Annotated in this window: 11 protein-coding genes; 4 read left to right on the forward strand and 7 right to left on the reverse strand. The window is 73.8% G+C overall.

Going from position 1 to position 14,666, the window contains the following annotated elements:
* Nucleotides 1-34: 34 nt before the first annotated feature.
* Entirely contained in the window at nucleotides 35-862 is an 828-nt protein-coding gene (locus tag ACQP04_RS20510) for a hypothetical protein (RefSeq protein WP_433502173.1), read from the reverse strand.
* A gap of 25 nt (nucleotides 863-887) precedes the next feature.
* A complete protein-coding gene (gene ilvD, locus ACQP04_RS20515) occupies nucleotides 888-2,567 on the reverse strand; it encodes a dihydroxy-acid dehydratase (protein ID WP_433502174.1) in 1,680 nt (559 codons plus the stop codon).
* Nucleotides 2,568-2,774: 207 nt separating this feature from the next.
* Here ilvD and ACQP04_RS20520 point away from each other — a divergent pair, with 207 nt between their 5' ends.
* Nucleotides 2,775-3,269: a L,D-transpeptidase gene (locus tag ACQP04_RS20520; RefSeq protein WP_433502175.1), complete on the forward strand. Its 495-nt coding sequence runs from the start codon at nucleotides 2,775-2,777 to the stop codon at nucleotides 3,267-3,269.
* Nucleotides 3,270-3,329: 60 nt separating this feature from the next.
* On the opposite strand, the gene ACQP04_RS20525 is transcribed toward ACQP04_RS20520, so the two are convergent.
* Complete coding sequence (locus tag ACQP04_RS20525; protein WP_433502176.1) at nucleotides 3,330-5,141, reverse strand: DEAD/DEAH box helicase; 1,812 nt, start codon at nucleotides 5,139-5,141, stop codon at nucleotides 3,330-3,332.
* 360 nt (nucleotides 5,142-5,501) lie between these two features.
* Here ACQP04_RS20525 and ACQP04_RS20530 point away from each other — a divergent pair, with 360 nt between their 5' ends.
* Entirely contained in the window at nucleotides 5,502-6,215 is a 714-nt protein-coding gene (locus ACQP04_RS20530) for a tyrosine-protein phosphatase (RefSeq protein WP_433502177.1), read from the forward strand.
* A gap of 70 nt (nucleotides 6,216-6,285) precedes the next feature.
* On the opposite strand, the gene ACQP04_RS20535 is transcribed toward ACQP04_RS20530, so the two are convergent.
* The 4 genes from ACQP04_RS20535 to ACQP04_RS20550 form a co-directional block, all read right to left on the reverse strand.
* Nucleotides 6,286-8,718: a Tex family protein gene (locus tag ACQP04_RS20535; protein WP_433508406.1), complete on the reverse strand. Its 2,433-nt coding sequence runs from the start codon at nucleotides 8,716-8,718 to the stop codon at nucleotides 6,286-6,288.
* Nucleotides 8,719-8,932: 214 nt separating this feature from the next.
* A complete protein-coding gene (locus ACQP04_RS20540; protein WP_433502178.1) occupies nucleotides 8,933-9,802 on the reverse strand; it encodes an FAS1-like dehydratase domain-containing protein in 870 nt (289 codons plus the stop codon).
* Nucleotides 9,803-9,863: 61 nt separating this feature from the next.
* On the reverse strand, nucleotides 9,864-11,078 hold the full coding sequence (locus ACQP04_RS20545; protein WP_433502179.1) for a class I SAM-dependent RNA methyltransferase: 1,215 nt from the start codon (nucleotides 11,076-11,078) through the stop codon (nucleotides 9,864-9,866).
* Nucleotides 11,062-13,170, reverse strand: a complete 2,109-nt coding sequence (locus ACQP04_RS20550) for an APC family permease (RefSeq protein ID WP_433502180.1) — start codon at nucleotides 13,168-13,170, stop codon at nucleotides 11,062-11,064. Before ACQP04_RS20550 ends, ACQP04_RS20545 begins: the two co-directional genes overlap by 17 nt.
* 126 nt (nucleotides 13,171-13,296) lie before the next feature.
* Between ACQP04_RS20550 and ACQP04_RS20555 the strand changes: the two genes are divergently transcribed.
* Together ACQP04_RS20555 and ACQP04_RS20560 are read left to right on the forward strand one after the other, a co-directional pair.
* Nucleotides 13,297-13,959 (forward strand): potassium channel family protein, encoded by a 663-nt coding sequence (locus ACQP04_RS20555; RefSeq protein WP_037051936.1) that lies wholly within the window; start codon nucleotides 13,297-13,299, stop codon nucleotides 13,957-13,959.
* Between the two features lie 22 nt (nucleotides 13,960-13,981).
* On the forward strand, nucleotides 13,982-14,650 hold the full coding sequence (locus ACQP04_RS20560) for a potassium channel family protein (protein ID WP_433502181.1): 669 nt from the start codon (nucleotides 13,982-13,984) through the stop codon (nucleotides 14,648-14,650).
* Nucleotides 14,651-14,666 lie beyond the last annotated feature (16 nt).

The following is a 14,666-nucleotide window of genomic DNA, read 5'->3' on the forward strand; positions in this document are numbered from 1 at the left end:
CCTCGGGCCGGGCCATACGCGGATGTGCGTACCGTCAGGCGGGCAGGGGCAGGTAGTCGTCGACGGAGCCCTCGCCGTAGAGGGCGACGAGGCCGGCGGAGATCCACATGAGGGCGGCGAGGTAGTCGTCGCCCAGCTCCTCGGCGACCGGGCCGATCGCCTCCGCGCGGTCGGCGTCCGAGCCGAGGATCCCGATCACCCGGTCGACGGCCGCGGCCGGCCCCTCGCCGAGGGTCGACCGGACCCACTCCGGGACGCGCGTGCGGGCGGCCGCCGGGATCGGCCGGGGACCGCTGTTGGCGAGCCAACCGAGCAGGACGGCGAAGGCCAGGGCCTGCGCGGGCGCGCCGCCGGGCTCGCCCGGGGCCAGGTCGGCCGGCGCGGTCTCGCCGTCCGACGCCACCAGGCACCGGACCTCCTCCCGGGCCGGCCCGGGCGACGACGAGGCGAGGGTGTCCGCGACGGCCCGCCGCACCCGGTCGTCGATGATCTCGACGACCAGGTCGTCCTCCCCGGCCTCGACGAGCGCGGCGACGTTGGCCTCCAGGACCTCCAGCCACTCCGGGTTGCCGTCGTACGGGCCGACCGCGCGTACCGTGCGGATCTCCGCGACGGCGTAGCGCATCTCGTCGACGGGCTGCAGCTCCTCGACCTGGGCCGGATCGTGGTCGAGCCCGTACTGATCGAGGCCGTACTGATCGAGGCCGTACTGATCGAGGCCGTACTGATCGAGGCCGTACTGATCGAGGCCGGGCAGGGTGGTGACAGGGCGCAGCGGCTCGTGCGGCCGGCCGACCTTCTTCCGTCGCGCCGCGACCTTCGCCGCCCGCTTCTGGCCCCGCGACTGCTGCTTCTTCCCCACACCGCTCCTCGTGCGCGTTCCGGCGCTAGTCCTGGGAGCAGACCGCCCCCTGCGCCGCCGACCCCACGAGTCTCGCGTACTTCGCCAGCACGCCCAGACGCCGCCCCGGGTCGCGCGGCGTCCAGTCCGCCCGCCGCTTCTCCAGCTCCTCCTCACCGACGTCGAGGTCGAGGGTCTTGGTGGCCATGTTCAGCACGATCGGGTCGCCGTCCTGCACCAGCGCGATCGGGCCGCCGTCGGTCGCCTCCGGCGCGACGTGCCCGATGCACAGGCCGGTCGTCGCCCCGGAGAACCGGCCGTCCGTGACCAGCAGGACCTCCTTGCCCAGCCCGGCGCCCTTGATCATCCCGGTGACGGCGAGCATCTCCCGCATCCCCGGCCCGCCGCGCGGGCCCTCGTACCGGATCACGACGACGTCGCCGGGAACGACGGTGCCGTCGGTGACGGCGTCGAGCGCGCCCTGCTCGCCGTCGAACACCCGCGCGCGCCCGCGGAACTCGGCGGCGTCGAACCCGGCGCTCTTCACCACGGCGCCGTCGGGGGCGAGCGAGCCGCGCAGGATGGTCAGGCCGCCCGTCGGGTGGATGGGGTCGCTGAGGTCGCGGATCACGGTGCCGTCGAGGCCCGGCGGGTCGATCTCGGCGAGGTTCTCGGCGACCGTGCGCCCGGTGCAGGTGAGGGCGTCGCCGTGCAGGAGGCCGGCGTCGAGCAGGGCCTTCATCACGACCGGGACACCGCCGACCTGGTCGACCGTGCTCATCACGTGTGCGCCGAAGGGCTTCACGTCGGCCAGGTGCGGGACGCGCTCGCCGATCCGGTTGAAGTCGTCGAGCTCCAGCGGCACCCCGGCCTCGGCGGCGATCGCGAGCAGGTGCAGCACGGCGTTGGTGGATCCGCCGAACGCCAGGACGACCGCGATCGCGTTCTCGAACGCCTCCCGGGTCAGGATCTGGCGGGCGGTGATCCCCTTCTCCAGCAGCCCGACCACGGCCTCGCCGGAGGCGCGGGCGATGCCGTCGCGCCGCCTGTCGACCGCGGGCGGGCTGGCCGAGCCCGGCAGCGCCATGCCCAGGGCCTCGGCCGCGCTGGCCATCGTGTTCGCCGTGTACATGCCGCCGCACGCGCCCTCGCCGGGGCAGATCGCCCGCTCGATCTCGACCAGCTCCTCGCGGCTGATCAGCCCGCGCGCGCACGCCCCGACGGCCTCGAACGCGTCGGCGATGTTGACCTCGCGGCCGTCGATGTGGCCGGGGAGGATCGACCCGGCGTAGACGAACACCCCGGCCAGGTCGAGCCGGGCGGCCGCCATCAGCATCCCGGGCAGGGACTTGTCGCAGCCGGCGAGCAGGACGGTGCCGTCGAGCCGCTCGGCCTCCACGACCGTCTCCACCGAGTCGGCGATGATCTCGCGGCTGACCAGCGAGTAGTGCATGCCGACGTGGCCCATGGAGATGCCGTCGGACACCGAGATGGTGCCGAACTCCATCGGGTAGCCGCCGGCGCGGTGCACGCCCTCCTTCGCCGCCTGCGCCAGGCGCTGCAGCGACAGGTTGCACGGCGTGATCTCGTTCCAGCTCGACGCGATGCCGATCTGCGGCTTGGCGAAGTCCGCGTCGCGCATCCCGACGGCCCGGAGCATGCCGCGGGCGGCCGTGCGCTCGATGCCGTCGGTGACCTGGTGGGACCGGGGCTTCAGATCGGGCATGGCGGCGCTCCTCGTCGATCGCGATCCGTGGTGGGCTCAGGGGTCATCGTGCTCCCTCACGGCCGCCTCGGCAGCCCCTCGGAGGCACAAGATCGACGGGGACGATCCGGAATCGGGGCACGTCCGGTCGACTTGCGGTCACGGCCCGTCACCTGTATCGCGCGACGTCGTTGCGGCTTCGGGAACGGGCGAAGGGACGACGAGAAGATGGCACGACACGCCCGGCGCGCCGAGGGCCGCCGGCGACGCATCACCGGGTTCGCCGCGGCCGGCGCGCTCACCGCGCTGCTCGGCGGGGCGGCCCTCACCGGCGCGGCGTTCGCCGACGACGGGCACTGGAACCACACCGACGGCACGCCCTGCTCGAAGCACGCCCGGGCGTGCGTCGACCTCGCCCACAACCAGGCCTGGCTGATCCACGACGGCGAGGTCACCCGCGGCCCGGTCGGGATCTCGCACGGCGGGCAGGGCAAGGAGACCCCCACCGGGGACTTCGAGGTCCAGTGGAAGGACAAGGACCACCGGTCCGCGGAGTTCAACGACGCCCCGATGCCGTACTCGGTGTTCTTCGCCGACGGCGGCATCGCCTTCCACGAGGGCAACCCGCAGAACCCGTCTGCGGGCTGCGTGCACCTGGGCCACGACGACGCCGTCGCCTGGTACGCCGACCTGGAGGTCGGCGACGAGGTGGAGATCCACTAGCTCCACGACGAAGGGCCCCGCACCTCGGAGGAGGTGCGGGGCCCTTCGGCCGTGCGCGGGTCAGCTCGTGGCGCGGTCCCGGCGGACGTTGGCCCGCCGGCCCTTCAGGGTGGTGACGCCGCGCAGGGAGCGCAGCACGTCGTCGGCCGCGTGCTCGGGGATCTCGACCAGCGTGTGCCGCTCGTGGATCTGGATGGCCCCGATGTCCCGGCCGGACAGCCGCGACTCGTTGGCCAGCGCGCCCACGATGTCCTGCGGACGGATGCCCGCGGCACGCCCGGCGGAGACGAACAGGCGCGTGGCCCCGGCCTTCGGCGGACGGGCACCCTGGCCCCGGCCACCGGGACGGCCCTCGCGCGGAGCCCGGTCACGGGGACCACGGCCCTCGCGGGGCGCGGACAGCGTGGGGATGTCGATCTCGTCGTCGGCGGTGGTGCTGCCGGCACGGACGATCCGCACCGCGGCGGCCGCGACGTCGAGCGCGTCGAACTCCCCGGCCAGCGACTCGACCATGGCCCGGACGCCGTCCGGGTCCGAGTCCGCGTCGGCCCGCAGGTCGGCGACGAGCTGCTCGTGCAGCTGGGTGCGGGTGCGCTCGAGGCGGGCCTGCTTGAGGTCCGCGACGGTGGGCACCGGGGCGACCGGCACGCTCTTGCCGATCAGCCGCTCGATGTTGCGCAGGTGCCGGATCGCGCCGGAGGGCACCAGGGTGATCGCGACGCCCTCGCGGCCCGCGCGGCCGACCCGGCCGATGCGGTGGACGTAGGCCTCGGGCGACTTCGGCACGTCGTGGTTCACCACGTGCGTGAGCTGCTCGATGTCCAGCCCGCGGGCGGCGACGTCCGTCGCGACCAGCAGGTCGGTGCGTCCGGACCGCAGCCGCTCGACGACGCGGGTGCGGTGCTCCTGGTCCATACCGCCGTGCAGCGCCTCGGCCCGCAGGCCGCGGGCGGTGAGGGTCTCGGTGACGGCGTCGACGTCCGCCCGGGTCCGGCAGAACACGATCGCGGCGGTGGGCCGCTCGAGCTCCAGGATCCGGCCCAGCGCGGTGGTGGTGTGGGTGCGCGGCACCATGTAGGCGGTCTGCCGCACGCGCGGCGCCTCGCCGGCCGGCACCTCCTCGCGCGCGATCCGCACGGTGACCGGGTTGCGCAGGTACTCGCGGGCCAGCGACTCGATGCGCCGCGGCATGGTGGCGGAGAACAGCACCGCCTGCCGCTCGTCCGGGGTGGCCTGCAGGATCGTCTCGATGTCCTCGGCGAAGCCCATGTCGAGCATCTCGTCGGCCTCGTCGAGGACGACGGTCTCGAGCGCGTCGAGGGACAGCGCGCCGCGGTTCATCAGGTCGATCGCGCGGCCCGGGGTGGCCACGACGACGTCGACGCCGCGCTTGAGGGAGCCGAGCTGCGGGCCGATCGGGGCGCCGCCGTAGACGGCGAGCACGCGTGCGCCGATCTCGGCGCCGTAGCGGGTGATCGCGTCGTTGACCTGCATGGCCAGCTCGCGGGTGGGGGCGAGGACCAGGCCGAACGGGCGGCGCTCGCCCCGGCGGTCGGTTCCGCTCAGGCGTTGCAGCATCGGCAGCGCGAACGCGGCGGTCTTGCCGGTGCCGGTGGCGGCCTGGCCCAGCAGGTCGCGGCCCTCGATCAGGGAGGGGATCGCCTCGGCCTGGATCGGGCTGGGGCTCTCGTAGCCGAGCTCGGCGAGCACGCCGAGGATGCCGGGCGCGAGGCCCAGCTCGACGAAACCGCCACCGGCGGCGTCGTTCTCGGTGTCGTCGTTCTCGGTGTCCTCGCCGTCCTCACGCTCGGAGGCGAGGTCGTTCTCGAAGTCGTCGAAGTCGTTCTCGGGCAGGTCCAGCAGAGTGCTCACTCATGTCCTCGTCGCAGCGGGGTGGCCGACCGACATCCGGACGGACGACGCACCCGCGGGGAAGCCCGCGGGCCCGGAGCGGCTCGGTACCGCCTGACAAGGACCATGGGGCTCTCGGCTGACGTCATCGCTGACAGCCGACGGCACCCATTGTCACACGTGGGTCGCGGGAGATCGCGGCGGGCCGGGGTCCTGCCCGCCGACACAGGGATCAACACCCGTAGGCACCGACCTGTTCCCGCCCGTTCCCGCCCTGTTCAGCGCCGTGATCGCGACCCGACTGTGATCCCGTGCGGGCCGGGCCGTGGGTCCGGTCACCATTCCACCCGGCGTTCACCGAGCGCCGGGACCCTCGGACGGGTGAGCCTCTCGCCGACCGCCCCGACCTCCGACCTGCGCATCCCGGCCAACCTCCGCGACGTCGGCGGCCTGCCGACCGCCGACGGGCGCCACGTCCGCGCCGGCGAGTACCTGCGCAGCGACGCCCCGCAGCCCGGCGACCTCACGACCGTCGTCCCCGGCACCGTCGTCGACCTGCGCTCGACCGCCGAGACCCGCGGCCTCGCGCACCCGCTGACCGGGGTCGCGGACGTGCACGCGGTGCCGCTCGGGGCCGCGCTCGCGCCCGACGTCGTGGCCGCCACCCCGGCCGACGAGCGCGACCTCGCCTGGGTCTACCGGCTGCTCGTCACGGAGGCCTCCGCCGAGCTGGCGCGGATCGTGCGGATCGTCGCGCGCTCCCGCGGGCCGGTGCTGGTGCACTGCGCCGCGGGCAAGGACCGCACCGGGATCGTCACGGCCGTGGTGCTCGGCGTGGTCGGGGTGTCGCGCGAGCACGTCGTGGCGGACTACCTGCGCACCAACGAGAACCTCGACCGCCTGTGGGCGCGGCTGGAGGCGGCCGGCGCTCCCCTGCCGGCCGACGTCCGGGGCCTGCTCGGCGTCGACCGCGCGGCCCTGGAGGCGGTGCTCGACGAGATGGAGGCGCACCCGTCCGGCCTGCGCGGGCACCTGCTGGCGCACGGCACCGACCCGGACGACCTCGATCTGCTCACCCGCCGGCTCGTCGGCTGACCGACGCACGAACGGCGCCCTCGCTCACTCCTTGTGAACGAGAGCGCCGATCGTCCTGCTCAAGCCCGGGTCACTTGAAGCCGGCGCGCTTGAGGGCGTCGGCCATCGCGTTGTTCAGCGGGGCGGGCTTCTCCTGGCGGTTCCGCTGGCCGCCCTGGCCCTGTCGGCCGCCGCCCTGGCCCTGCCGGCCGCCGCCCTGGCCCTGCCGGCCCTGACCGCCCTTGCCCCCGCGGTCACCCTGGCCGCCGCGGCCACCCTGGCCCTTACCGCCGCCCTGCTGGTCGCGGTCGCCGCGCGGGCGGTCCCCGCCGCCGCGCTGCCGGCCGCCGGCGCCGCCCTTGCCCGGCTCGTCGTCGAGACGCAGGGTGAGCGAGATCCGCTTCCGGTCCTCGTCGACGTCGAGCACCTTGACCCTGACGACGTCGCCGGACTTGACGACCTCGCGCGGGTCCGACACGAACTGGCTGGACATCGCCGAGACGTGCACGAGGCCGTCCTGGTGCACGCCGACGTCGACGAACGCGCCGAACGCGGCCACGTTCGTGACCACGCCCTCCAGCACCATGCCCGGCCGGAGGTCCGCGATCTTGTGGACGCCCTCGGCGAAGGTCGCGGTGCGGAAGGCGGGGCGCGGGTCGCGGCCCGGCTTCTCCAGCTCGACGAGGATGTCGGAGACGGTCGGGAGCCCGAACCGGTCGTCGACGAACCGCTGCGGCTGCAGGTTCTTCAGCTTCGCGGTGTTGCCGATGAGCTCGTCGATGCCGACCTTGGCCGCGTCGACCATCTTCCGGACGACCGGGTAGGCCTCGGGGTGCACGCCCGAGACGTCGAGCGGCTCGTGGCCGCCGCGGATGCGGAGGAAGCCGGCGCACTGCTCGAAGGCCTTCGGACCCAGCCGCGGGACGTCGACGAGCGCGGCCCGGGTGCGGAAGGGCCCGTTGGCGTCCCGGTGGGACACGATCGCCGCGGCCAGCGACTCGCTGATGCCCGACACCCGCCGCAGCAGCGGCGCGGAGGCGCTGTTGAGGTCGACGCCGACGGCGTTCACACAGTCCTCGACGACGGCGTCGAGCGAGCGGGACAGCGAGGCCTCGGGCAGGTCGTGCTGGTACTGCCCGACGCCGATCGACTTGGGGTCGATCTTGACCAGCTCGGCGAGCGGGTCCTGCAGCCGGCGCGCGATGGAGACCGCGCCGCGCAGCGACACGTCGAGGTCCGGCAGCTCGGCCGACGCGTACGCCGAGGCCGAGTAGACCGACGCGCCGGCCTCGCTGACCATCACCTTGGTCATCTTCAGGCCGGGGTTCATCGCCACGAGCTCGCCGGCGAGCTTGTCCGTCTCGCGGGACGCGGTGCCGTTGCCGATCGCGATCAGGTCCACGGCGTGCTCGGTGGCCAGCTTGGTCAGCGTGACCAGCGCGCCGTTCCAGTCCTTGCGCGGCTCGTGCGGGTAGATCGTGTCGGTGGCGACGACCTTGCCGGTCCCGTCGACCACGGCGACCTTCACGCCGGTGCGCAGGCCCGGGTCGAGGCCCATCGTCGCCCGGGTCCCGGCGGGCGCGGCGAGCAGCAGGTCGCGCAGGTTGGAGGCGAAGACCCCGATCGCGCCCTCCTCCGCGGCGGTGCGCAGCCGCACCCGGATGTCGATGCCCAGGTGCAGCAGGATGCGCGTGCGCCAGGTCCAGCGCACGACGTCGTTGAGCCACCGGTCCGCGGGCCGGCCCTGGTCGGAGATGCCGACGTGCGCGGCGATCAGGGTCTCCCAGTCGGTGCGGACGCCCGGCTCGGCGGGCTCGGCGTCGGGCTCCAGCGAAACGTCGAGCACCTCCTCCTTCTCGCCGCGGAACACGGCGAGGATGCGGTGGCTCGGCAGCGAGGTGAACGGCTCGGAGAAGTCGAAGTAGTCCGAGAACTTGGCGCCCTCGGCCTCCTTGCCCGGGCGGACCTTCGACACCAGCAGGCCGCGGCTCCACATCCGCTCGCGCAGGCCGCCGATGAGGTCGGGCTCCTCGGAGAAGCGCTCGACGAGGATCGCGCGGGCGCCCTCGAGCGCGGCGGCGGCGTCGGCGACGTCCTCGCCGAGGTACTTCGCCGCCTCGTCCTCGGGGGTCAGCGAGGGGTCGGCGAGCAGGGCGTCGGCGAGCGGCTCGAGACCGTTCTCCCGGGCGATCATGGCCTTGGTGCGGCGCTTGGGCTTGTAGGGCAGGTAGACGTCCTCGAGCCGGGCCTTCGACTCGGCGGCGAGGACCTGCTGCTCCAGCTCGGGGGTGAGCTTGCCCTGCTTGTGGATCTCCTCGAGCACGGCGGTCCGCCGCTCCTCCAGCTCGCGCAGGTAGCGCAGCCGCTCCTCGAGGGTGCGGAGCTGGGCGTCGTCGAGCCCGCCCGTCGCCTCCTTCCGGTAGCGGGCCACGAACGGCACGGTCGACCCCTCGTCGAGGAGGTCGACGGCCGAGGCGACCTGGTGCCGGCGCACGCCCAGCTCGTCGGCGATGCGCTGCTCGATCGACGGCTGGACGGTGGTCTGGGACTGCGGAGCCGACGCCCCGGTGGGGGCCGCGGAGGCCGCTGCGGGAACCGAACCTGTCACGCCCCCCATCCTCCCCGGGCCGCCCCCGGACGGGTGCGGGCGGGGTCGGTTCGGTGCGGGGTCGGCTGTGCAGGCGGCCGGCGGACTGCCCCTCGTTCGAAGTGGCCTCGGCTCCGGGGGCCATGGGTTCTCAGGCGAAGGTGACCTGGCCGGTGATGCTCGGGTCGGCGCCCGGGACCCCGCAGACGAGGTCGGAGCCGTCCGGCTTGCCCGTCGCCACCACCGGCGCGCCGGCGAAGGCGGGGCGGCGCAACCGGTAGGAGAACTCCGCGACCTGGCGGTCCGGGGCGAACCGGCGGGGCAGCTCGAGCAGCATCAACGCGAGCAGCGGCCCGTGCACCACGAGCCCCGGGAAGCCCTCGACGTCCCGGGTGTAGGGCAGGTCGTGGTGGATGCGGTGGGCGTTGTAGGTCAGCGCGCTCATCCGGAACAGCAGCACCTCGTCGGGGCGCAGCACGGCCTGCCACTCCCCCGGCGCCGGCGGCTCGGGCTCGCGCGGTTCCGGGGCCGCCGGGGCCGCCGCGCGCGCCGCCCCGGGCTCCTGCTCCCGGTAGACGACGTCATGTTCCTCGACCTGGGCCACCTCGCCCGCCCGCAGGTACTCGTGGGTCAGGGTCACGAACAGCATGTCCCCGGAGCGCCCGGACTTCGGCGTGATCGAGCTCAGGGCGCTTCGCCGGGTCACCTCGTCGCCGACCCGCAGCGGCGAGTGCACGATGAGCCGCCCACCGGCGAACATCCGCCGGCGGTTCGGGATCGGCGGCAGGAAGTGCCCCTCGCGGGGATGCCCGTCCTCGCCCAGCTCGGCGGTGGCGGGCCGGTCGAGGAAGTGGAACGCGGTCCACAGCGGCGGGATCGCGGTCGAGCCCTGGCCCGTGGCGTCGATCGGCGAGGTCTGGTCCAGGAGCCCCGCGAAGGAATCCGACGGGACGCGGTCCAGGACCTCCCGCACCTCGACGGGTCCGGGCTCCCAGCCCTCGACGTACTCGGCGATGCCCATGGTCCTCCTGTCTGCCGTCGTGTCGGCTGGTCAGCCGGGGTCGTGAGTGCCGACTGCCCCGCTAGGGGCGTTCGGCGCTCACGGGGTGGAAGAGCGCGACCGACTCCATGTGGTGCGTCATCGGGAAGGCGTCGAAGGAGCGCAGGGCGGTGAGCGCGTAGCCCTGCGCGGCGAAGAGCTTCACGTCGCGGCCGAGCGCGGCCGGGTCGCAGGCCACGTAGACGATCCGCTCCGGCGCCCGCGCGCACAGCTCCTCGACCATCGTCCGGCCCAGCCCCTTGCGCGGCGGATCGGCGACGACGACGTCGGGGTCGGGCAGCTCGGTGATCACCCGCTCGACGCGGCCGGACCGGAAGGAGACCTGCGGCAGGTCCCGCAGGGCGCGCTCGCCGTCGGCCACGGCCTGCCGCGCCGACTCGACGACCGACACCGAGCCCTCCGGCCCCACCTGCCCGGCCAGCACCGCGGCGAACAGCCCGACGCCGCCGTACAGGTCCCAGGCCGTGCCGCCGGCGGGCGCCGCCGCCCACTCCCCCACGATCTCGACGAGCGTGTCCGCCAGCTCCGGGTGCACCTGCCAGAAGGCGCCCGGGGAGAGCTCCCAGTCCCGGCCGGCGGCGTGCTGCACGGACGCGCTGCGCTCTGCGGGCGGCACGCCCGCGCCGAGGTGCCGCTCGCCGAGGGCGTCGACGGCCACCTCGAGCTCGTCGCCGGGCCGCCAGTGCCGCTCCAGCAGGTCCTCGAGCAGCCCGGCGGGTGCGAGCAGGCAGTCCGAGATCGGGACGACCTCGTGGCTGTGGTGGGCGCGCAGGCCGGCCCGGCCCTCGTCGTCGACCGCGAGGCGCAGCCGCTGCCGCCAGCCGAGCGGGCCGCCGGGCAGCTCCTCCACCTCGACCGTCCCGGCGAGCCCGCCGGTCAGCCCGCCGAGCCGGGTGAGCTGCTCGCGCAGCACGGCCGTCTTGAGCGCGCGCTGCGCGGGCGGGGCGACGTGCTGGAAGTCGCAGCCCCCGCAGCCGCCGGCGCGCGCCCACGGGCACGGCGCCGGGACCCGGTCCGGCGACGCGTCGAGCACCGAGATCGTGTCGGCCAGGCAGAACGACCCGCCCTGGTCCTCGGTCACCACCGCCCGGACCCGCTCGCCGGGCAGCGCGTGCCGCACGAAGAGCACGCGGCCCTCGTGCCGGGCCACGCAGTGCCCGCCGTGGGCGACCGGTCCGACCTCCAGGTCGAGGACCCGGTCGGTCCAGTCGAGGGTGCGTTCAGCGGACCGGGTCACCGGTGTCCTTCCGGGGTGGGGTCTCCTTGCCGGCCGCGGCGTCCTTGCGGAGCGCGGTGGCGCGCGAGGCGGCGGCGCTCGTGACCTGCTCGCCGGGCAGCTGCTCCATCGAGGGGTAGCCGCGGCGCGAGGCGCCCGGCGCGAAGAGCGGCGAGAGCGGTTGCGCGGCGGCCGAGGAGTCCAGCTGCCAGGGCACGCTCGTGACCATCACGCCCGGCTGGAACAGCAGCCGGCTCTTCAGCCGCAGTGCGGACTGGTTGTGCAGCAGCTGTTCCCACCAGTGGCCCACGACGTACTCGGGGATGTAGACCGTGACGACGTCGCGCGGGTTGTTCGTGCGCAGCCGCTTCACGTACTCCAGGACCGGCCGGGTGATCTCCCGGTACGGCGACTCGACGACCTTCAGCTTGACCGGGATCTTCCGCTTGCCCCAGTCCGCGACGAGCCGCTTGGTGTCGGCGTCGTCGACGTTGACCGTGACCGCCTCGAGGACGTCCGGCCGCGTCGCGCGGGCGTAGGCGAGCGCCCGCAGCGTGGGCTTGTGCAGCGTCGACACCAGGACGACGGCGTGGTTGCGGCTCGGCAGCACCCCGTCGGACTCGCCCGCGACGAGCTCGGCCGAGACCCGGTCGTAGTGCTTCTGGATCGCGACCATCAGCACGAAGAAGCCGGCCATCGCCACGATGGTGATCCACGCGCCGAGCGTGAACTTGGTGATCAGGACGGTGAGCAGCACGAGCCCGGTCATGATCGCGCCGAAGCCGTTGATCGTCTGGGAGCGGCGCATCCGGGCCCGCTCGCGCGTGTCCGTCGTCGAGGCGAGCTCGCGGTTCCAGTGCCGGACCATGCCCGCCTGGCTCAGCGTGAACGACACGAACACGCCCACCGTGTACAGCGGGATCAGCCGGGTGACCTCCGCCTGGAAGCCGACCACCAGCACGATCGCGAAGGCCGCGAGGATCAGGATGCCGTTGGAGAAGGCCAGCCGGTCGCCGCGGGTGTGCAGCTGCCGGGGCAGGTAGCGGTCCTGGGAGAGGATCGAGCCCAGCACCGGGAAGCCGTTGAACGCGGTGTTCGCGGCCAGCGCCAGGATCAGCGCCGTCATGATCACCACGAAGAAGAACCCGGGCCGGAAGCCGGAGAACACGGCGTCGGCCAGCTGGGCGACCATCGTCTGCTGCTGGTAGCCCGGCGGGGCGTCGGGGAACTGGCGGGCCGGGTCCTCCGCGATCTGCACGCCGGTGAGCCGGCCCAGCGCGATCAGGCCCATGAACATGCTGACCGAGATCAGACCCATGATCAGCAGCGTGGTCGCGGCGTTGCGCGACTTCGGCTTGCGGAAGGCCGGCACGCCGTTCGAGATCGCCTCGACGCCGGTCAGCGCCGCCGCGCCCTGGGTGAACGAACGCAGGATCAGCAGCACGAGCGCGAGCCCCGTGAAGGTGTCGCCCTCGGCCACGAGGTGCAGGTTCGTGCTGGCCGTCTCGACGTCCTGGCCCAGGAGCAGCACCCGTGTCAGACCCCAGACGATCATGGTGCCGATGCCGAGCATGAACAGGTAGACCGGCACGGCGAACGCCGCCCCGGCCTCCCGGATGCCGCGCAGGTTGATCGCGGTGAGCAGCGCGATGGCGAGCACCGCGAACAGCACCTTGTGCTCGGCCACGAACGGGATCAGCGCACCGATGTTCGCCGCGGCCGCCGAGATCGACACCGCGACGGTCAGCGTGTAGTCGACGAGCAGGGCGCTCGCCACGGTGAGCCCGGCCTTGCGACCGAGGTTGACCGTGGCCACCTCGTAGTCGCCGCCGCCCGACGGGTAGGCGTGCACGTTCTGCCGGTAGCTGGTGACCACCGTGAGCAGCACGACCACGACCGCGAGGCCGATCCACGGGGACAGCGCGTACGAGGTGACCCCGGCGACCGACAGGGTCAGGAAGATCTCCTCGGGCGCGTAGGCGACCGAGGACATGGCATCGGAGGCGAACACCGGCAGCGCGATCCGCTTCGGCAGCAGCGTGCTGTGCAGGCGGTCGCTGCGTTGCGGGCGACCGACCAGGATGCGCTTGACGGCGACGCCGAGCTTGGACACGTCGGAAGCCTATGCTCTCGACGGCGGACGGACGCGATAGCGTGCGCCGACGACGCGCCCGGGGCCCGATCGGAGGAGCCGGCCCGTCGACACGTGAGACCGAGCGAGCCCGGGAGGGCCCATCCGATGTACGTCGTGATCATGGGATGCGGCCGCGTCGGCGCGTCCCTCGCCGCCGGGCTCGAACGCCTCGGTCACGAGGTCGCCGTCATCGACCGGGACGTGCAGGCCTTCCGCCGGCTCGGGACGGACTTCCGCGGCCGCCAGGTCGTCGGGTTCGGGTTCCACCGCGAGGTGCTCATCGAGGCCGGGATCGAGAAGGCGGACGCCTTCGCCGCCGTCTCCTCCGGCGACAACTCCAACATCCTGTCCGCCCGGGTCGCCCGGGAGACCTTCGGCGTGGAGCGGGTCGTCGCGCGGATCTACGACGCCAAGCGCGCCGCCGTCTACGAGCGGCTCGGCATCCCGACCGTCGCGACCGTGCCGTGGACCACGGACCGGTTCATGCGCATGGTCCTGCCCGACGGCGTCGCGACGGCGTGGCGCGAGCCCGCCGGCACCGTCGCGATCCTGCCCCTGCCGCTGCACGAGGACTGGGTCGGGCGCCCGATCCGCGAGCTGGAGGAGGCCACCAACTCCCGGGTGGCGTTCGTCGTCCGGTTCGGCAGCGGCGTGCTGCCCACGCGCGAGACGGCCGTGCAGGCCGACGACGTCGTCTACGTGGCGGCGGTCTCGGGCACGGTCTCCGACGTCACGGCCGCGGCGGCCGCACCGCCCGCCGACTCCTGAGAACCCGAGAGGGCGTGAGGTCATGAGGGTCGCCATCGCGGGGGCCGGCGCCGTCGGCCGCTCCATCGCGCGCGAGCTCGTGGAGAACAAGCACCAGGTCATGCTCATCGAGCGCGACCTCGGCCAGATCGACCCCGCCGCCGTGGAGGAGGCGGAGTGGGTGCACGCCGACGCCTGCGAGCTCACGACGCTCGAGGACGCCGGGATCGAGAGCTGCGACGTCGTGATCGCCGCGACCGGCGACGACAAGGTCAACCTGGTCGTCTCGCTGCTCGCCAAGACGGAGTTCGCGGTGCGCCGGGTGGTCGCGCGGGTCAACGACCCCCGCAACGAGTGGCTGTTCGGGGAGAACTGGGGCGTCGACGTCTCGGTCTCCACCCCGCGGCTGCTCGCGGCGCTGGTCGAGGAGGCCGTGGCCGTCGGCGACCTGGTCCGGCTGCTCACGCTGCGGCAGGGTCAGGCGAACCTCGTCGAGGTCACGCTGCCCACGCACACCCCGCTGGCCGGGCGGCCGGTGCGGGACCTGGCGCTGCCCCCGGACTCCGCGCTCGTCACGATCCTGCGGGGCGGCCGGGTGATCGTCCCGCAGGCGGACGATGCGCTGGAGCCGGGCGACGAGCTGCTCTTCGTCGCCACCACCGCCGTCGAGGAGGAGATCCGGGCGGCGGTCGTCGACTCCGCGAGGGGCTGAGGCTCCGGGGCGTGCA

Source organism: Pseudonocardia halophobica (genome assembly GCF_050948485.1).
GTDB lineage: Bacteria > Actinomycetota > Actinomycetes > Mycobacteriales > Pseudonocardiaceae > Pseudonocardia > Pseudonocardia halophobica.

What these genes read in the sequence shown, in the direction of transcription:
- ilvD (WP_433502174.1), bottom strand. Translation starts at nt 2,567, where the DNA reads ATGCCCGATCTGAAGCCCCGGTCCCACCAGGTCACCGACGGCATCGAG.
- ACQP04_RS20520 (WP_433502175.1), top strand. Translation starts at nt 2,775, where the DNA reads ATGGCACGACACGCCCGGCGCGCCGAGGGCCGCCGGCGACGCATCACC.
- ACQP04_RS20540 (WP_433502178.1), bottom strand. Translation starts at nt 9,802, where the DNA reads ATGGGCATCGCCGAGTACGTCGAGGGCTGGGAGCCCGGACCCGTCGAG.
- ACQP04_RS20555 (WP_037051936.1), top strand. Translation starts at nt 13,297, where the DNA reads ATGTACGTCGTGATCATGGGATGCGGCCGCGTCGGCGCGTCCCTCGCC.
- ACQP04_RS20560 (WP_433502181.1), top strand. Translation starts at nt 13,982, where the DNA reads ATGAGGGTCGCCATCGCGGGGGCCGGCGCCGTCGGCCGCTCCATCGCG.